The organism is Kitasatospora sp. NPDC058032 (genome assembly GCF_042885845.1).
Taxonomy (GTDB): domain Bacteria; phylum Actinomycetota; class Actinomycetes; order Streptomycetales; family Streptomycetaceae; genus Kitasatospora.
The window spans coordinates 208955-227189 of the sequence record NZ_JBHVRK010000004.1 but is presented as its reverse complement, the minus strand read 5'-3'; the positions used below and the strand labels follow the sequence as shown (position 1 = coordinate 227189).

The window sequence follows — 18235 nt, the reverse complement described above, 5'->3', positions numbered from 1 at the left end:
CCGGGGCGGCGTCACCGGCGGCCGCCGGCGGTGGTCCAACAGCACTTCTTACCGCCAAATGGCTTACCGTGTGGGCGCTTCGCCAATGATCGTTACCGGATTCGGCCACCGGATCCCGAGGTGAGAGGGTTGCGGCGGTCGGCGGGATTTCACCCGTCCGAGCGAGGGTCCGGTGACCCGCTGTCCTGACCCGGACACCGCGCGCCGATCCCGGGGGGTCCGAATTGGAGGATCCTCCCAGGCTCTGAGGGTGCCGGATCCGCCCGGCTGTCTCTTCCTACGGGACCGGAGAGCGGCCGGAACCGGCCACCGACTACCCTTGCCCAGCGTGAAGGTCCTCGTCATCGGCGGCGGCGCCCGCGAACACGCCCTGTGCCGCTCTCTGTCCCAAGATCCCGCCGTGACCGAGCTGCACTGCGCCCCGGGCAACGCCGGGATCGCGCAGGTGGCGACGGTCCACCCGGTCGACCAGCTCGACGGCGCTCAGGTCACCGCGCTCGCCACCGCGCTCGGTGCCCAACTGGTCGTGGTCGGCCCGGAGGCCCCGCTGGTCGCGGGTGTCGCCGACGCCGTGCGCGCGGCCGGCGTCGCGGTGTTCGGCCCGTCCGCCGAAGCCGCCCGGCTGGAGGGCTCCAAGGCGTTCGCCAAGGACGTGATGGCCGCCGCCGGGGTCCCGACCGCCCGCTCCTACGTCTGCACCACGGCCGCCGAGGCCGCCGAGGCGCTGGACGCCTTCGGCGCCCCGTACGTGGTCAAGGACGACGGCCTGGCCGCCGGCAAGGGCGTCGTGGTCACCTCCGACCGCGACGAGGCGCTGGCCCACGCCGCCGCCTGCGGGCAGGTGGTGATCGAGGAGTACCTGGACGGCCCCGAGGTCTCGCTGTTCGCGATCACCGACGGCAGCACCGTCCTGCCGCTCCAGCCGGCCCAGGACTTCAAGCGCGCCCTGGACGGCGACCAGGGTCCCAACACCGGCGGCATGGGTGCCTACTCGCCGCTCCCCTGGGCGCCCGAGGGCCTGGTCGAGGAGGTCCTGGCGACCGTCCTGCAGCCCACCGTGGACGAGCTGCGCCGACGCGGCACCCCGTTCTCCGGCCTGCTCTACGCGGGCCTGGCGCTGACCTCGCGCGGCACCCGGGTGATCGAGTTCAACGCCCGCTTCGGCGACCCGGAGACCCAGGTCGTGCTGGCCCGGCTGCGCACCCCGCTGGCCGGCGTCCTGCACGCCTCGGCGACCGGCACGCTGGACCAGCTGGAGCCGCTGCGCTGGGACGAGGGCGCCGCGGTCACCGTGGTGATCGCCTCCGAGGGCTACCCGGCGGCGCCGCGCACCGGCGACCCGATCGAGGGCCTGGCCGAGGCGGAGGCCGCCGACGGCACCGCGTACGTGCTGCACGCCGGGACGAAGGCGGCCGAGGACGGCCGGGTGCTGAGCGCCGGAGGCCGCGTCCTGTCGGTCACCGCGACCGGCGCCGGGCTCGCCGAGGCGCGCGAGCGGGCCTACCGGTCGGTGGAGCGGATCTCGCTGGCGGGCGGCCAGCACCGCGGCGACATCGCGCTGAAGGCCGCGCAGTAGCGGCCGCGCACCCCCTCCTCCCCCTCCGGGCCCCCGGCGAGCGATCCGCGCGCCGGGGGCCCGGGCGTTCGCCGGCCCGCGGGCGACCCCCGGCGCGGTCCGCGAGCCCCGCGGGCCCCGTGGACAACCCCCATGGACGCAGCGCCGCCGGGCGTTTCGGGGCCGAGCGGGGCCGGAGCGCTCTTCGGGCGCGGCACACCGTTCGGCGGCCGGAATCCAGCCCATCGAGTGACAGCGGCCGCATCCGGCTGACGTAACCGGGTGCCCGGCCTTATGGTGCGCTGGACCACGGCACCACAGGTCGGGCCGCTTCCGCCCGCCGCCGGGTAGCGGCGGTCGTGCGGGGGGATGCTGGACGGCGTCCGGCCGGACCGGACACGCCCGGCCCGTCCGATGCCGCCCCGGGCGGCCGTCCGGAATCCGGGCGGCGTCACCGGGACGAGTGGAACCGGGGCGATCCGGAACACCACCCGGACACGGGCGTCGAAAATGTCAGAAGCGCCACGCAGCATGTACTACCGGGGCTCGGACGCCACCGTTTCCCGGTCGGAACCGATCGTTTCGAACGGCTCAGGGGCCCTCACCGGGCACCCGAGGGCTCCGAAGGGGGTGCCGCACCGTATGGCCGCTGTCGACACCGCGCGCGCTCACGCCCACGCGGTCCTGCGCATCCGAGGACTCGCCCTGGCCGCCGCCGCGCTGCCCGCCGCCGCCGCGGTGGTCCTGCTCGCCGGCCGGCTCACCGGCCGGATCGGCGCCCCCGGCTCACCCGACGCCGCCGGCTGGGACATCGCCCGCTGGACGGTCTGCGCGGTGGCCGCGCTCACCCTGCTGGTGGCCGCCGCGGCCGCCCGCGGATACCGCCGGGCCGTCCCGCCGCAGACCCCGGCCGTCCCGCTCGGCCGTGCCCAGGCCCCCGAGCTGTACCGGCTGATCGACGACCTGGCCGACCGGCTGGAGGTCCCCGCGCCCTCCGCCGTCGCGCTCACCCCGGACTGCGACAGCTGGCTGGAGGACGTCCCCGCGGCCCGGCCCCGCCGCCGCGCCCGCGCCGCCCGCGTCGAACCGCCCGCGCCGGTCCTGGTGATCGGCTCGCCCTTCCTCTGGTGGATGCGGGCCGGCGAGCTGCGCGCCCTGCTCGCCCCGGTGGTGGCCGGCACCGCGGCCGCCGCCGACCCCGAGATCGCCGCCGCCCGCCGCTTCCTGCGCGCCCTCGACGCCAGCCTGGACACCGGTTCCGCGGCCGGCCCGGCCGGTGCCCCCGGCCCCGGCACCCCCCGCCCGCCCCGGCGCGGCCCGGCCGCGCTCACCGACCGGATCACCCGCCGGCTGCTCGGCGCCTGCCGCGGCCACGCCGCCGAGCTGGAGCGGTCGGTCGCCGGCTGGGCCTCCGAACAGGCCCGCGGGGTGGACTACGGCCTGCGGATCGCCGCCCAGGAGCAGGTCGGCCTCGCCTACGCGGGCTGGGACCGGCTGCTCACCCGGGTCGCGCTGCCCGCCTGGCGGCTCGGCCGGCACCCCGCGCACCTCAACGCCGGCGTGGTCGCCGCACTCACCGAACTCTCCCGGCGCGACCGGCTGGCCGACGGCTACGGCAGCCGGCTCGGCGACCGCCCGGCCTGCGACCTGCTGGAGGAGCCCGGCACGGTGGACGCCGCCGTCTCCCGGCTCGCCGCCGAACTGTTCTTCGGCGCGCCCGCCTCCGGCGGCCGGCGCGAGCTGGAGTGGGCCGACTACCCGGCCGACGTCGTGGACGCCGGCTGGCGGGCCCGCGCCGCCGCCCTGCAGTCCGCCCTGGACCTGCTCGCCCCGCAGGCCCGCCCCGGTGCCCCGACGCTGACCCGGCTGCTGAACCGGCTCGCCGCCGGCGACGGCGAGCGGCTGGCCGCCGCGCTGGTCGCCCAGCCGGCCCGCACCGCCGCCCCCGCACCACTGCTCGAACCGGTCCGCACCGCGCGGGACGTGCTGGTGGACCACGTCACCGCGATGGTCTGCTGCGCCGCCGTGGACACCGCGGGCGCCGTCCCCGGCCTCGACTGGCTGGACGGCCCGGTGCTGCTGCTCGGCGGGGTGCGCCGCACCGACCTCGCCGAACCGGTCGCCCAGGCCGTCGAGCAGGGCCAGGACGGACCGCTGCGGGCCTGGCTGGACGCCGCCGACGTCCGGCTGGAGAAGCCCGTCCGGCTCTGACCGGCACCGCCGGGAGGGGCGCGCAGCCCCTGCGCGAGCGCCCCCGGTCGACCCGGCCGCCCCGGGTCTTCGCAGGCCGGAGGCCCTCCGCCCGCCGGCCCGGAAGATTCCCGCCACTAGTTGCTACCGTAGGGTGACGCAGCGCCAGCACGGTGTGGTGTATTAGTCCGCACGCACATCCGGGAGGCACATGCCAGCCCGGCGGAGGTGCACCTGGGAGGGGCGCGCGTGGGGACCGAAGCCAACCGCCGCTGGGAGTCCGGGACGCACGCGCACAGCGTCTCCGACCCCTTCGGCCAGGGCCCGCTGCCCTGGCTGCGCAGCCCGGACCAGTACCTCGCCGGCGCCGAGGGCGACGTCCCCTGGTACGTCTCGGTGGACGCCCCCGGGCAGCGTCCGCTGGCCGCCGGGGTGCGCGGCAAGCCCGCGGTCGGCACCCCGCTGAGCGCCAACGACGAGGAACAGCAGATCAAGGGCTTCGCCTCGGCCGGCGTGGTCCGCCCCGGCGGCTCGGTGGACCTGCGGGTCACCGTCAACCCGCCCCGCGAGTTCACCGTCGACGTCTTCCGGATCGGCCACTACGCGGGCGACGGCGCCCACCACATGACCTCCAGCCCGCTGATCGCCGGCATGGTCCAGCCGGCCCCGATGGTGGCCGGCCGGACCGTCTCCTGCCACCACTGGTGGCACACCTGGCGGCTGCAGATCCCGAACCACTGGCGGCCCGGCGCGTACGTCGCCGTGCTCACCACCGCCGACATGCTGCACCGCAGCCACATCCCCTTCACGGTCCGGGACTTCGAGGACCAGACCCGCGCCGCCGAACTGCTGCTGGTGGTCCCGGACGTCACCTGGCAGGCGTACAACCTCTTCCCCGAGGACGGCCGCAGCGGCGCCAGCCTCTACCACGCCTGGGACGGCGGCCGGCTGGTCGGCGAGACCGAGGCGGCCGTCACCGTCTCCTTCGACCGCCCGCACGCCACCGCCGGGCTCCCGCTGCACGTCGGCCACGCCTACGACTTCATCCGCTGGGCCGAGCGCTACGGCTACGACCTCTCCTACGCCACCGCCACCGACCTGCACGCCGGACTGGTCGACGCCTCCCGGCACCGGGCGCTGGTCTTCCCCGGCCACGACGAGTACTGGTCCGAACCGATGCGCCGGGCCGCCGAAGGGGCCAGGGACGGCGGCACCTCGCTGGTCTTCCTCTCCGCCAACACCATGTACTGGCGGGTCGAGCTGAGCCCCGGCCCGTCCGGCGAGCCCAACCGGATGCTCAACTGCCGCAAGCGCCAGAAGGTCCGCCCCGACGACCCGGCCGCCGGGGCCCCCGGCGCCGCCAGCGCGCTGTGGCGCGACGCCGGCGAGCCGGAGCAGCGGCTGCTCGGCCTGCAGTACTCCGGCCGGGTCGCCACCGCCGTCCCGCTGGTCGCCCGGCACACCGCGCACTGGTTCTGGGCCGGCACCGGCCTGCACGAGGGCGACGGGCTGCCCGGACTGGTGGCCGGCGAGGCGGACCGCTACTACCCCAAGGTCGCCCTGCCCGGTCACACCGAACGGGTGCTGCTCGCCCACTCCCCGTACCAGGACCCGGCCGGGCGCACCCGCTACCAGGAGACCTCGCTCTACCGGGCACCCAGCGGCGCCTACGTGTTCGCCTCCGGCACCTTCGCCTGGTCGCCGGCGCTGGACCGTCCGGGGCTCACCGACGAGCGGATCCAGCGCGCCACCGCCAACCTGCTGGACCGCCTCTGCAAGAACGACTGAGCGGCCCTCGGGCCGGTCCGCCCGGGCGGTCGTGACAGACTCGACCCCAGTGACCTCCCCTTTCGCGCCGCACCGCCCGCGAACGACCCCTGAGGACTGAGACGACCTTGAGCGGATTTGTCACCAAGCCCGAGCCGGTCCAGGTACCCGGCCTGGTCCACCTGCACACCGGCAAGGTGCGCGACCTGTACCGCACCGAGTCGGGTGACCTCGTGATGGTCGCCAGCGACCGCACCTCCGCCTACGACTGGGTGCTGCCCAACGAGATCCCGGACAAGGGCCGCATCCTCACCCAGCTCTCGCTGTGGTGGTTCGAGCGGATCGCGGACATCGTGCCCAACCACGTGATCTCCACCGAGGTCCCGGCCGGCGCCCCGGCCGACTGGAAGGGCCGCACCCTGGTCTGCCGCAGCCTGGACATGGTCCCGGTCGAGTGCGTGGCCCGCGGCTACCTGGCCGGCTCCGGCCTGGAGGAGTACCGCGCCTCCCGCACCGTCTGCGGCATCGCCCTGCCCGAGGGCCTGGACGACGGCTCCGAGCTGCCCGCCCCGATCTACACCCCGGCGCTCAAGGCCGAGGTCGGCGAGCACGACGAGAACGTCCCCTACGAGGAGACGGCCCGCCGGATCGGCGCCGAGCTGGCGGCCCAGCTGCGCCAGACCACCCTGGCCGTCTACTCCCGGGCCCGGGACATCGCCCGCGAGCGGGGCATCATCCTGGCCGACACCAAGTTCGAGTTCGGTCTGCTGGACGGCGAGCTGGTGATCGGCGACGAGGTGCTGACCCCGGACTCCTCGCGGTTCTGGCCGGCCGACGCGTGGGAGCCGGGCCGCTCGCAGCCCTCCTTCGACAAGCAGATCGTCCGCGACTGGCTGACCTCCCCGGCCTCCGGCTGGGACCGCCGCAGCGAGCAGCCGCCGCCGCAGCTGCCCGCCGAGGTGGTCGAGAAGGTCCGCGGCAAGTACGTCGAGGCCTATGAGCGGCTGACCGGCCTCAGCTGGTCCTGACACCCGCGGAATGACACCGCCTGTCGCAGCCCTGCTGCGGCAGGCGGTTCTCTTTGGCATTCGTGGACAAAACCCCTATTCCGGGCGTCGGGTTCCGGCCGCTCCGGATACAAACATCCTTGCCCCTGTGTTAAATCCATGCTTACACTGCGATGGTGGACGTACGCGGTCGATTTGAGCCTGTCGAGTTGTCCAGGGTGCCGGAAGTGGGGGAGCTTTTCGGGAACTTAGGTTTAGGGGAATTTGACGGGGCGGTCGTCTCGCGAAGCGGGCGCAACGACAATTGGGCCGGCTTGACGTCCTCCGGGGCCCGGGTATTCGTCAAACGGCACGGTGAATTCGGCGGGGCGAGCTCGAGGGGTTTTGACCGGGCGCTTAGCTTCGAGGAAGCGGTCGCCGGCCAGTCGATTTCGACGGAACTCCGGTACCCGGCCGTTCTCGGTTATGACAGGGATTCGCTCCTGGTCGCCTTCGAATGGCTGGAGAATGCCCGGTCGGGGGCGGACCTGGCCTTCGACGGCGGCTTCGGTGAGGACCTCTCGGAGCAGGCCGGGCGCTGCATCGCACGCGTACACGGCCTCGACGTCGGTGGGATCGAGATCGACGACTCCGTGCCTCCCATGCCCCCGGAGAGCATCCTCGACGCCCTCCCGCTGAGCCAGTGGGTCGAGAGCAGCGGTGCGCAGTTGAAGGCCTTGGCGCTGCTCCAGTCGGACGCGGCCCTGATCGCCGCCTTGCGTGAACTGCGAGCCGCCGAGGCGTCCGCCGGTCTGCGACCGGGTCACTGCGACCTCCGGCTGGACCAGTTCCTCGTCGTGGACGAGGTGCTGCACCTCACGGACTGGGAGGAGTTCCGGCTGGCCGACCCGGCCCGGGACATCGGGAGCTTCGCCGGCGAATGGCTGTACCGGGCGGTGATGGCGATCCCCGAAGCCCTCGACGCCGAGCAGGGAGAGCCGGGCGACGACGTCTACACCCATGAAGCCGTCGTGGCCCAGGGGGTACGGGAGTTGGAGCGACTGCGGCCGCGGATCACGGCGTTCTGCCGCGGATACCGCGAGGTACGGGGTGAACCGGAGGCGGGGCTGGCCGAGCGGGCGGCACGCTACGCGGGTTGGCACCTGATCGAACGGATGATCGCATCGGCCACTCAGCGGAGCCGGACCTCCGCGCTGGACCTCGGTGCGGCGGGCATCGGCCGCAGCATCCTGCTGAAACCCGCGGCCTTCATCAGCATCCTGGGACTGGGGGGTCTGGTATGACCGAAACCGGGCACGTGATCTCGTCGGCCCTGACGGATGCCCTGCACCGGGTCGAGGTGGCCGGGGACGGCCTGCGGGCCGTCGTGGGCACCCACGAACTGACCGCCGAGAGCCCCCGTGCGCTGCAGCGGCAGCTGAGCACCACCCTGTACGAGGTGCTGCACACGGGCCGCGACCCGGAGCAGGGCGAGCGCCCGCGGACCCTCAGGGACACGGAGCTGGAAGCGCGGTTCGGCCGCGCCATGCCGCACCGGCGTACCAGGGTGCGGGCGACCCTGCTGCACGCCCCGGCGGACGGTTCGTACGTGATGAATCACGGGGGCCTCCGGCTGAAGGTTCCGGCGGCAGCGCTCATGGGCGAGCCGGAGGGCGCGGAGGGATCGCAGGTCGACGTGATGCTGCCGGCTGCTCGGCCCGCCCTGTCGACCGGATTCTTCCTGGCCGACGGATCCCGTGGAGCCGTGGACAGCCGGCCGGTGATCCGGGTGTACGTGCATCTGGAGGACGTGGACGCCGCCGTCGAGGCCTGGGGCCGGATCCTGTCGTCCCTGGAAGGGGCGGAGGTGCCCTACCGGGCCAAGGTGCTTTCGACCCGGAGGCTGTTGCCCCGGCGCGACGCCCTGGTCGTCTACCTCGGTCCCCGGGCCTGGCGCGTGGTGCCGGTGGTGGCCGCGGCGGTGGAGGGGCTGGCCGGGGTCGGAGCGGGTTCCTCTCCGATCACTCGGCGGCTGGCGCCCGGGGTGGGGTTCGCCTGGGAGCCGCAGGACGGCAGGCCCGCGATGCGCGGGCTGAGCTTCGGCGAGCATCGCATGCGGGTGCTGGCCGGGGCCCTGGTCAGCCACGCGCTGACCGGGGGCGGGGGCAGTCGCGAAGAGCTCGTCGCCACGCGTTTCGTGGAGGCCAATATCGACCCGGCAGATCCGGCGAGAAATATTGACTCCCCTGTTCTTGATGAAAATTTCCTGGCGGGTTGATAAGTCGTCCGAGAGGGGATGGATAATGGCGCGGCCGCCAGTGATTCCGGTCGAACAGAAGGTCGCGATCGTTCTCAGAGTGCTCTCGGGTGCAGAGTCGATGGCGCAGGCAGCTCGTCGTGCCAAGGTCTCCGAGCAATCGATCGCGAACTGGCGCAGGCAGTTTATCGACGGTGGTCGTACCGGCTTGGAGGGGTACAGTTCGCGATCCGTCCAGCGGGAGCGGCAGCTGCGCCAGGAGATCATGGAACTGAAAGCTGCGCTGGGGGAGGCGTACTTCGAACTGCGGATCCGGCGTGGAGTTGCCCGGCGCAGGCCGGGAACGTTGATTCAGAACGGCTGACGAATGTCCTTGCTGCAACTGCACCGATTCTCACTCGACAACGGTCTCCGCGTGGTCCTCCGGCCGGTTCGAGGGGTCCCCGCCGTTGGCGTGAGCGTCCACTACGACGTCGGGTTCAGGTCCGAGCCCGAGGGGCGGACCGGGTTCGCCCACCTCTTCGAGCACCTGATGAGCCAGGGCAGCGGAAACGTTCAGGGGATGGAGCACGGGACCCTGATCGAGGCGGCCGGCGGTTCGGCCGGTGGTTCGACCCACCACGACTACACGGACTACTACCAGGCCGTGCCCTCGGCCGCACTGGAGCAGGTGCTGTTCCTGGAGGCCGACCGCATGCGCGGTCCACGGCTGACGGCCGAGAGCCTGCGGATGCAGACCGAGATCGTCAAGGAGGAGATCAGGAGCAACGTGCTGAACCGGCCGTACGGGGGTTTCCCGTGGACGGTACTGCCCGGGATCCTCTACCGGACCCACCCGAACGCGCACAACGGCTACGGGGAGTTCTCCGATCTGGAGCAGACCACGGTCGATGAGTGCGAGCAGTTCTTCGGCCAGTACTACGTTCCGGCCAACGCCCTCCTGACCGTCGTCGGTGACATCGACGTCCCGGCTGCCGAAGAACTGGTCCGGCGGCACTTCGACGATGTGCCCGGCGGCGTGCGGCCGGTCCCCGTGCGGCTCGATGAGCCCCGGCCGGTCGCCACGAGGGAGGGAACCTGCCGGGATCCGCATGCGGCACTGCCGGCGGTCGCCGTGGGGTACCGGCTGCCGGATCCACGCACCGAACTGGACTCCTACCTCGCGCACATGGTGCTCGCCACGACGCTCACCAGATGGGAGTCCTCGCGCCTGAAGCGGCAACTGATCCACCAGGGGCGGCTGGCGGTGGCCGTGAGTGCCAGCTGCGGCTTCTTCGGGCCGCTGGAGGCACGTGCCCCGGACACGTTCGTCACCGCGGTGACGCACCCGACCACCACGCCGACGGACCGGATCCTCGAGGTGCTGGACGGCACGCTGGCGGACCTCGGCGCCCGTGGTCCGAGCGAGGACGAACTGGCCCGGGCGACCGGCTGGCTGGCCGCGACCTCCCTGCGCCGCAACGACGACCTGCTCGCCCGGACGCGAGCCGTCGGTGCGTTCGAGCTGTTGCACGGACGGGCCGAGCTGGTGGACGAACTGCCGGACCGGCTCCGTGCGGTCACCCCCGTGCAGGTTGCCGAGGCCGCTGCCGGACTGAGGCCCGACTCCCGGGCCGTGCTGACCCTCCTGACCGGTCCCCGTACCGTCCACACCTGAGGAGCACCGCCCGTGCGCCCCACCACGAAGGTCCCCCGTCAGCTCCCTCCGCTGGGAGTCCACCGAGCCTTCCGGCTGCCGGAGACGGCTGACGCCGTCCTGCCCGACGGCCTGCGGGTGATCTGCCTGCGCAGCCCGTCCGTGCCCATGATCGAGCTCGTCCTCCGCATCCCCTTCCTCTGCGCCACGCAGAACGACGCGGCCACCGCGGAGGTCCTGGCCACCACACTGCTCCGGGGGAGCCCCGGTCGTGGGCAGGACGACGTGGACACCGAGCTGGCTCGGGCCGGCTGCTCACTGCGCGCGGTGCGCAGGTCCGACCGGTTCGAGATCTCCGGGTCCGGGCCCTCGGCGGCGCTGGAGACCCTGGTCGGAGTTCTGGCGGACGCCCTCACGGGCGCGTCGCACGCCGAAGCGGAGGTCGACCGGGCCCGGAGACGGCTGGCCGAACGGCTGCCGCTGCTGCGGGCCCGCCCGAGCACCGTGGTCGCGGAGGCGCTGCGCGTGCACTGCCGGGGGGACTCACCCGGCTCGCGGCTCATCCCGGCCGAGGCTGCGGTGGCGTCGGTGACCGCCGACGGCGTGCGGTCCCTGCACCGGGCCGGTGTGGTTTCGGCGGGGGCGCAGCTGGTCCTGGTGGGGGACCTCGATCCCGAGCGGACCGTGGCGCTGCTGGCCGCACGGCTGGGCCAGTGGCGGTCGCGCGAGCCGGTCGAGGCCGTGGTGCCGAGGGCACCGGAACTCTGGCAACGGCCGGTGCGGCTGGTGGACCGGCCCGGGGCCGTCCAGTCGCTGATCAGGCTCGTGGCACCGGCCCTTCCCCGGACGGATCCGGGTTTCGCCGCACTCAGCCTGGCGAACGTGGTGTTCGGCGGTTCCTTCTCCTCACGTCTGCTGTCCAACATCCGTGAGCGTGGGGGGTACGCCTACTGGGCGGGTTCCCGCTTCGACGACATCCTGGACACCATGGTGATCGCGGTGAGCGCCGACACCTCCACGGACACCACGGCCTCGGCGGTCGCGGAGATCCGGGCCGAACTGCGGAGGATGGCCACCGAGCCGGTCACCGACGACGAACTGCGGCGGGCCAGGGACTACCTGCTCGGAGCGAGTGCGCTCGCGATGTCCTCGCAGGTCCGGCTGGCCGCGGCGGTGTCCACCACGGTCGGTGTCGGCCTGTCCCCGCAGTGGCTGGCTTCGTTCGCGGACGAGGTCCGAGCCGTGACCGGACGGCAGGTGCGGGAGTCGGCCGAGCAGATGTTCGCATCGGCCGCCTTCACCGGTGTCGTGCTGGGTGACGCCCGGTTGCTCGCGGGGCCACTCGGCGAGCACCTTGACATGGTCCTGGCCTGACAGGAAACCCCCGGCCCCGAGAGACCGGGACTTCCTGTCAGCCCTGCGCCTGCCCGTTCGTCCGCAGCCTTTCCAGCGACTCGATCACCTCGGTGAGCGGGGCCGCGGGCGAGCCGTCCAGCTGCCGGCTGCTCACGCTCAGGCCCTTGTGCGGAGGCACCATGACGATGTTGGCACGGCTCTGCAGCTCTGCCAGGTGCTTCAGGTAGACCGGTGAGGTCACCGCGTCCGGGGGAAGCGCCGGGGCGATCACGAGGGGAGCCCGGGTGGTCTGCAGCGCCATCTGGGAAGGCGTGTCGGGCAGGCCGATCGACAGCCGGGCGATGTAGTGAAGGCTCGCCGGGTACACGGCGATCGCGTCGGGCCACTGCGCCAGGTCGACGTGGAGGGGAGACGCTTCCGGCTCCTCCGACCAGACGTCCTGTAGCACCTCGCGGCCCAGGATCGGCGTCAGCGCGTTCCGCGTGACGAAGCGCTCGGCTGCCCGGGTCAGCACCACCCGCAGGTCCAGATCAGGGTAGGACAGGCGCAGCCAGTTGATCCAGAACGGGAGCGAAGCCGCCCCGAGTGCGCCGCTGCCGACCAGTAGCAGCCGCCGAGCGCCGAAGGCCGGTGCTCCGGAGGCGCCGGCGCCGCCCGGTACGCGGTCCTGATCCGCCGCAGACATGAAGGTCCTTTCATCAGCTCGCCAAGGGGGCGCCAGGCGCGAGCACAGGTCCGGGTGCCTGCCGCTGGTCGGCAGGCACCCGGCATGGTGAGCGGTTGGTCAGCAACCGAAGTAGTAGGTCTCCACCACGGTCGGCGTCACCGTGCAGATCGGCGTGGTGGCGGGGGCCTCGTCGGCCGCGCTGGCGCCGAACTCCTCGGCGTCGGTGTAAGCGGCGTAGCCGGCGATCAGTTCCTCGGTGGTGTTGATCTCCATGCGTCCTCCTGAAGGGAAGGCGGGGTCGGCCCTCTGCAGGCCGTCCGGTGCCCGCGCTTCGATTATTAGCGGAGAGCGGGCAGCCAAAGCTGGGGGTTGTTTGTTGCTGAACCAGCCCTGAGCTGCGCCTTTGCCGTGGCCGCACTACTTACCCGGCCTCCGGGGCGATGTGGGACCGCTGCCGTTCGCGACGCTGCGGCAGGATGTGCGGTCGGCAACCGGCGCAGTATGGGAGGAACGCGTGCGGGAGACGGCAGTGACCGGCGACATGGTTCAGGAGTTCGGAACGGGGTTCCTGCGGACCACGATCCACCGGACGGATCAGGGCTATCTATGGATCCGACGTGCCGGGCCGCTTCGGGGGTCGGCGCTGGTCGGACCCTCTGACGAGATCCGAACGGCGATCACCGCGATGGCGGCCGGGGAGGTCGCTCTCGTGCTGCCACGGACCACCACGTCGGGAGTGCTCGGGTACGAGGTCACCGGTGAGGTCCCGTTGGTGCGGATGGTGCTGACCGCGCGGACGGAGGCGGACCATCGTGGCCTCGTCCCGGTGCTCCGCGGAGTGGGTGGGGCGCTGCGTCGGCTCCATGCCGAGGTCGACCCGCTGCTCGCCGCTCCTGGGCCGCCCGGCCCGGCGCGACTGGCGGCTTGGATGGACCGGGGGAACGGCCCGGGCGCTGCCCGGGAGCTCCACGTGTTCATGCGGCGGCGGCTGGGGACCGCGCGGTGGCAGCGGGTGCGGACCTGGTGCGACCGACTGGCCGGCGGGGAGGCGTCGGACGTCTTCCTGCACGGTGCTCCGGGTTCGGGGACGACCGTACTGGGTGGCGGCGGCCGGCGCTCCGCACTGCTGACGGGGGAGGACCACGCCCGCGGGCCCCGGGGTTTCGACGTCGGCTGGCTGCTCGGCGAACTCGCCGAGCTCAGGATCTTCAGGTCGCGCGCGGTAACGGGGGGGACTCCCCGGTCGGCGGCCGAGGACCGGCTTTCCGCGGCTCTGCTGGAGGGGTACGGGAAGCTGACGGGGGAGGGGGAGGCCGTGGGGCAGGCGGCGGTCCTGAGGATGCTCACACATGCCCATGACTTCGCGACGTATGTGAGATGGGACGCAGAGCTGGAGCACTACGGTGACGCCCTCACCTCGCTCATCGACGAGGGCGGTATGGGCCTGGTCCCGTCCGGAATCTGAGCTCCGACCTGGAACGCCGAAGGGCCCTCTCGATCGAGAGGGCCCTTCGTACTGGAGCGGACGACGAGATTCGAACTCGCGACCCTCACCTTGGCAAGGTGATGCTCTACCAACTGAGCCACGTCCGCAGGGGTTGAACTATGTAATTGTGCTGTGCTCGCGCACTGCGAGCGGACGACGAGATTCGAACTCGCGACCCTCACCTTGGCAAGGTGATGCTCTACCAACTGAGCCACGTCCGCACGGTGCCTTGTGGGGCACCGGCCGCCTCTTCGGATCTCTCCGTTGCGGCGACGAGGAATACTCTACAGCATCCGAAGGGGTGGTCGTCCCGCCCTCCGCGGGCGGACGGGACGACCGGTGACCGCGGGAGTTCAGTTCTCCTCGGCGAACGCCTCGTACACGTGCTTCGGGATGCGGCCGCGGGCCGGCAGCTCCATGCCGCGGGACTGGGCCCAGGCGCGCACGGCGGCCGGGTCAGGGGTGAGGGCGGTACGGCGGAAGGACTTCCCGGTACGGCTCTGGCGGCGGCCGGCGGCGACGAACGGGGCGAGGGCCTTCCGCAGCTTTTCCGCGTTGTCCACGGACAAATCGATCTCGTACGACTTCCCGTCCACGCCGAAGTGGACGGTTTCCGCGGCGGCGCCGCCGTCCAGGTCGTCGGAGAGCGTGACAACTACACGCTGAGCCATGGGTGTCAATCCTCTCGGGCAATTCGGCCGACAAGGGCGCGGGTGCGCTCCCGGGCCTGATGTGCACCCCTCGCGCAAGTGCATACGGGCAGGCCGGATGGCCGTGCCGGATACGCAGCACTCACCGCGGCAGGTGGCCCTATTCTGCACCCGAAGCGGGGAGAAATCGAAGAGTCCGGCTTTCTTTTCCGGATATTCACGTGTCTTCGCCGGGGTGCCGGATACCGGGTGCACTCGGCTGGCCGATCTGTCCGGAGTGCCGGTATTCGGGTGCTCTTCGGCCGTTCCCGCGGCGGCCGTGGAATCCGTCGAAAAGGGGCGTGCGGCGGGGGGTTCCGGGCCGATGGAGGCCTTGCGGCGTAAGGGTCGTGAGTCTACGCGCGTCACTACGCCCGGCCAGCAATCCCGCCCGAAACCCCTTGTAGTCTGGAGTTCCCCCGCCTCACGAAGACACCACCGGGAGTGCCAGTGGCACGCGTCGTAGTCGACGTCATGCTCAAGCCGGAGATCCTCGACCCCCAGGGACAGGCGGTGCAGCGCGCACTGCCCCGTCTCGGATTCACCGGGATCGCCGACGTCCGCCAGGGCAAGCGTTTCGAGCTGGAGCTGGAGGGCCCGGTCGACGACGCCGCGCTCGCCCGCATCCGCGAAGCCGCCGAGACCTTTCTCGCCAACACCGTGATCGAGGACTTCACGGTCCGCGTCGAGGAGGAGGGCAAGTGACCACCCGCGTCGGCGTCGTCACTTTCCCCGGCTCCCTCGACGACCGCGACGCCCAGCGCGCGGTCCGCCTCGCCGGCGCCGAGCCGGTCGCCCTCTGGCACCGTGACAAGGATCTCCACCAGGTCGACGCCGTCGTCCTGCCGGGCGGATTCAGTTACGGCGACTATCTGCGCTGCGGCGCGATCTCCCGCTTCTCGCCGGTGATGGACACCATCATCGAGCAGGCCAGGGCGGGAATGCCGGTTCTCGGTATCTGCAACGGCTTCCAGGTGCTGTGCGAATCGCACCTGCTGCCCGGCGCGCTCACCCGCAACGACTCGCTGCACTTCATCTGCCGCGACCAGAAGCTGCGGATCGAGAACAACGGCACCGCCTGGACCCGCGATTACGCGGTCGGCCAGGAAATCGTCGTGCCGCTGAAGAACGGCGAGGGCCGCTTCGTCGCCGACGAGCACGTCCTGGACGAGCTGGAGGCCGAGGGCCGGGTGGTCGCCCGTTACCTCGACGTCAACCCCAACGGTTCGTACCGCGACATCGCCGGCATCACCAACGCGGCCGGCAATGTCGTGGGCCTGATGCCGCACCCCGAGCACGCCGTGGAGCCGCTCACCGGTCCCACCACCGAGGGCCTGGGCTTCTTCACTTCCGTCCTGAAGCAGCTGGTGAACGCCTGATGAGCCTCGACACCGTCAAGAACGCCGAGCAGACCCCGGACGCCGCCCAGCCGTGGGCCGAGCTCGGCCTCAAGCAGGACGAGTACGCGCGCATCCGGGAGATTCTCGGCCGCCGCCCGACCGGCGCGGAACTCGCGATGTACTCGGTCATGTGGTCCGAGCACTGTTCGTACAAGAGCTCCAAGGTCCACCTGAAGCAGTTCGGCGAGAAGAAGCCCGAGACGGACGCGATGCTCGTCGGCATCGGCGAGAACGCCGGTGTGGTCGACGTCGGCCAGGGTTACGCGGTCACCTTCAAGGTCGAGTCGCACAACCACCCGTCGTACATCGAGCCCTACCAGGGCGCGGCCACCGGCATCGGCGGCATCGTCCGCGACATCCTGGCGATGGGCGCCCGCCCGGTCGCCGTGATGGACCCGCTGCGGTTCGGCGCGGCCGACCACCCGGACACCCGGCGCGTGCTGCCCGGGATCGTCGCGGGCATCGGCGGCTACGGCAACTGCCTGGGCCTGCCGAACATCGGCGGCGAGGTCGTCTTCGACTCCTGCTACCAGGGCAACCCGCTGGTCAACGCGCTGTGCGTGGGCGTCATGAAGCACGAGGACATCCACCTCGCGCAGGCCTCCGGCGCCGGCAACAAGGTCATCCTGTACGGAGCCCGCACCGGCGGCGACGGCATCGGCGGCGTCTCGGTGCTCGCCTCCGAGACCTTCGACGACAGCAAGCCGGCCAAGCGCCCGGCGGTCCAGGTCGGCGACCCGTTCCAGGAGAAGCTCCTCATCGAGTGCACCCTGGAGATCTTCCGCGAGAAGCTCGTCAAGGGCATCCAGGACCTCGGCGGCGCCGGTCTGTCCTGCGCCACCTCCGAGCTGGCCTCGGCCGGCTCCGGCGGCATGCGGATCGACCTCGACACCGTGCACCTGCGCGACCACACGCTCTCGCCGGAGGAGATCCTCATGAGCGAGTCGCAGGAGCGCATGTGCGCCATCGTCGAGCCCGAGAAGGTCGCCCGCTTTCTGGAGATCTGCGAGAAGTGGGACGTCATCGCCAACGTCATCGGTGAGGTCACCGACGGCGAGCGGCTGGAGATCTTCTGGCAGGGCGAGCTCGTGGTGGACGTGCCGCCGCGCACCGTCGCCCACGAGGGCCCGACCTACCAGCGTCCGTACGCCCGCCCGAGCTGGCAGGACGCGCTGCAGGCCGACGCCCCGACCGCCGAGCGGCTGGCCCGCCCGACCACCGGTGAGGGCCTCAAGGCCGACCTGCTGAAGGTCGCCTCGCACCCGAACCAGGCCTCCAAGTCCTGGATCACCGACCAGTACGACCGCTACGTGCTCGGCAACACCGTGCTCTCGCACGGCGAGGACTCGGGCATGATCCGGATCGACGACGAGACCAACCTCGGCGTCTCGGTCGCCACCGACGGCAACGGCCGCTTCACCAAGCTGGACCCGTACACCGGTGCCCAGCTGGCCCTCGCCGAGGCGTACCGCAACGTCGCGGCCGGCGGTGCCAAGCCGCTCGCGGTCTCCGACTGCCTCAACTTCGGCTCCCCCGAGGACCCGGACGTGATGTGGCAGTTCGCCGAGGCCACCCGCGGTCTGGCCGACGCCTGCCTGACCCTCGGCACCCCGGTGACCGGCGGCAACGTCTCGCTGTACAACCAGACCGGCGAGGTCGCCATCCACCCGACCCCGGTGGTCGCGGTGCTCGGCGTCATCGACGACGTCACCCGCCGCACCCCGGTGGCCTTCGCCGAGGAGGGGCAGCTGCTCTACCTGCTCGGCGACACCGCGGACGAGCTGGGCGGCTCGGCCTGGTCGCAGGCGGTCCACGAGCACCTGGGCGGCCTGCCGCCCAAGGTCGACCTGGAGCGCGAGCGGCTGCTCGGCGAGATCCTGATCTCCGGCTCGCGCGACGGCATGATCGACGCCGCGCACGACCTGTCCGACGGCGGCCTGGGCCAGGCCCTGGTGGAGAGCTGCCTCAAGGGCGGCCGCGGCGCGCGGATCGTCGTGCCCGAGGGCATCGACCCGTTCGTGTTCCTGTTCTCCGAGTCGGCCGGCCGCGCCGTCGTGGCGGTGCCGCGCAGCGAGGAGCTCCGGTTCAACGACATGTGCACCGCGCGGGGCCTGCCGGCCACCCGGATCGGTGTGGTCGACGGTGACGCCCTGGACGTCCAGGACCAGTTCAGCGTCTCGCTGGCGGAGCTGAAGGACGCCCACACCGGCGTCATCGAGGCCCTGCTGGGCTGAGTGCCCGAGCAC

General features: G+C 72.1%; 16 protein-coding genes and 2 tRNA genes. 13 read left to right on the top strand and 5 right to left on the bottom strand.

Features of this window, described 5'->3' with window-relative positions; genetic code table 11:
- Positions 1 to 328 precede the first annotated feature (328 nt).
- The 9 genes from purD (at position 329) to ACFVUH_RS08815 (ending at position 11765) form a co-directional block, all read left to right on the top strand.
- Complete coding sequence (gene purD / locus ACFVUH_RS08855) at positions 329 to 1576, top strand: phosphoribosylamine--glycine ligase (protein WP_387912072.1); 1248 nt, start codon at positions 329 to 331, stop codon at positions 1574 to 1576.
- Between the two features lie 621 nt (positions 1577 to 2197).
- Complete coding sequence (locus ACFVUH_RS08850; RefSeq protein WP_387912071.1) at positions 2198 to 3766, top strand: hypothetical protein; 1569 nt, start codon at positions 2198 to 2200, stop codon at positions 3764 to 3766.
- Positions 3767 to 3994: 228 nt separating this feature from the next.
- Positions 3995 to 5533 (top strand): N,N-dimethylformamidase beta subunit family domain-containing protein, encoded by a 1539-nt coding sequence (locus ACFVUH_RS08845; RefSeq protein ID WP_387912069.1) that lies wholly within the window; start codon positions 3995 to 3997, stop codon positions 5531 to 5533.
- A 107-nt stretch (positions 5534 to 5640) separates the two neighbouring features.
- Positions 5641 to 6540, top strand: coding sequence for a phosphoribosylaminoimidazolesuccinocarboxamide synthase (locus tag ACFVUH_RS08840; protein WP_387912067.1), 900 nt, complete (start codon positions 5641 to 5643; stop codon positions 6538 to 6540).
- Between the two features lie 206 nt (positions 6541 to 6746).
- Positions 6747 to 7802 (top strand): class V lanthionine synthetase subunit LxmK, encoded by a 1056-nt coding sequence (lxmK, locus tag ACFVUH_RS08835; RefSeq protein ID WP_387912065.1) that lies wholly within the window; start codon positions 6747 to 6749, stop codon positions 7800 to 7802.
- Positions 7799 to 8776 carry a T3SS effector HopA1 family protein gene (locus ACFVUH_RS08830; protein WP_387912064.1) on the top strand — a complete coding sequence of 326 codons (978 nt, stop codon included), beginning with the start codon at positions 7799 to 7801 and terminating at the stop codon, positions 8774 to 8776. The genes lxmK and ACFVUH_RS08830 overlap by 4 nt, the downstream gene beginning before the upstream one ends.
- Entirely contained in the window at positions 8754 to 9119 is a 366-nt protein-coding gene (locus tag ACFVUH_RS08825) for a transposase (RefSeq protein ID WP_355362608.1), read from the top strand. Before ACFVUH_RS08830 ends, ACFVUH_RS08825 begins: the two co-directional genes overlap by 23 nt.
- 3 nt (positions 9120 to 9122) lie before the next feature.
- Positions 9123 to 10412, top strand: a complete 1290-nt coding sequence (locus tag ACFVUH_RS08820) for a M16 family metallopeptidase (RefSeq protein ID WP_387912063.1) — start codon at positions 9123 to 9125, stop codon at positions 10410 to 10412.
- A gap of 12 nt (positions 10413 to 10424) precedes the next feature.
- Positions 10425 to 11765: a M16 family metallopeptidase gene (locus ACFVUH_RS08815; protein ID WP_387912061.1), complete on the top strand. Its 1341-nt coding sequence runs from the start codon at positions 10425 to 10427 to the stop codon at positions 11763 to 11765.
- A 37-nt stretch (positions 11766 to 11802) separates the two neighbouring features.
- Here ACFVUH_RS08815 and ACFVUH_RS08810 read toward each other — a convergent pair whose 3' ends face one another.
- Entirely contained in the window at positions 11803 to 12432 is a 630-nt protein-coding gene (locus ACFVUH_RS08810; protein WP_387912059.1) for a flavoprotein, read from the bottom strand.
- Positions 12433 to 12531: 99 nt separating this feature from the next.
- The gene (locus ACFVUH_RS08805) at positions 12532 to 12687 is read right to left on the bottom strand and encodes an LxmA leader domain family RiPP (protein ID WP_355362616.1); all 156 of its coding nucleotides are present in this window, start codon (positions 12685 to 12687) and stop codon (positions 12532 to 12534) included.
- 169 nt (positions 12688 to 12856) lie between these two features.
- Here ACFVUH_RS08805 and ACFVUH_RS08800 point away from each other — a divergent pair, with 169 nt between their 5' ends.
- On the top strand, positions 12857 to 13879 hold the full coding sequence (locus ACFVUH_RS08800) for a hypothetical protein (RefSeq protein ID WP_387912057.1): 1023 nt from the start codon (positions 12857 to 12859) through the stop codon (positions 13877 to 13879).
- 52 nt (positions 13880 to 13931) lie between these two features.
- On the opposite strand, the gene ACFVUH_RS08795 is transcribed toward ACFVUH_RS08800, so the two are convergent.
- The 3 genes from ACFVUH_RS08795 to ACFVUH_RS08785 all read right to left on the bottom strand — a co-directional run bounded on the left by ACFVUH_RS08795 (position 13932) and on the right by ACFVUH_RS08785 (position 14571).
- Positions 13932 to 14007 (bottom strand) — tRNA-Gly (locus ACFVUH_RS08795).
- Positions 14008 to 14048: 41 nt separating this feature from the next.
- Positions 14049 to 14121 (bottom strand) — tRNA-Gly (locus tag ACFVUH_RS08790).
- A gap of 132 nt (positions 14122 to 14253) precedes the next feature.
- Positions 14254 to 14571 carry an Lsr2 family protein gene (locus ACFVUH_RS08785; protein WP_355362620.1) on the bottom strand — a complete coding sequence of 106 codons (318 nt, stop codon included), beginning with the start codon at positions 14569 to 14571 and terminating at the stop codon, positions 14254 to 14256.
- Between the two features lie 468 nt (positions 14572 to 15039).
- Between ACFVUH_RS08785 and purS the strand changes: the two genes are divergently transcribed.
- Genes purS through purL form a run of 3 tightly spaced genes read left to right on the top strand, consistent with a single transcriptional unit; the run spans position 15040 to position 18223 of the window.
- Positions 15040 to 15294: a phosphoribosylformylglycinamidine synthase subunit PurS gene (gene purS / locus ACFVUH_RS08780; RefSeq protein WP_030304493.1), complete on the top strand. Its 255-nt coding sequence runs from the start codon at positions 15040 to 15042 to the stop codon at positions 15292 to 15294.
- On the top strand, positions 15291 to 15968 hold the full coding sequence (gene purQ / locus ACFVUH_RS08775; protein ID WP_355362623.1) for a phosphoribosylformylglycinamidine synthase subunit PurQ: 678 nt from the start codon (positions 15291 to 15293) through the stop codon (positions 15966 to 15968). The genes purS and purQ overlap by 4 nt, the downstream gene beginning before the upstream one ends.
- Positions 15968 to 18223, top strand: a complete 2256-nt coding sequence (purL, locus tag ACFVUH_RS08770; RefSeq protein ID WP_355362625.1) for a phosphoribosylformylglycinamidine synthase subunit PurL — start codon at positions 15968 to 15970, stop codon at positions 18221 to 18223. Before purQ ends, purL begins: the two co-directional genes overlap by 1 nt.
- Positions 18224 to 18235 lie beyond the last annotated feature (12 nt).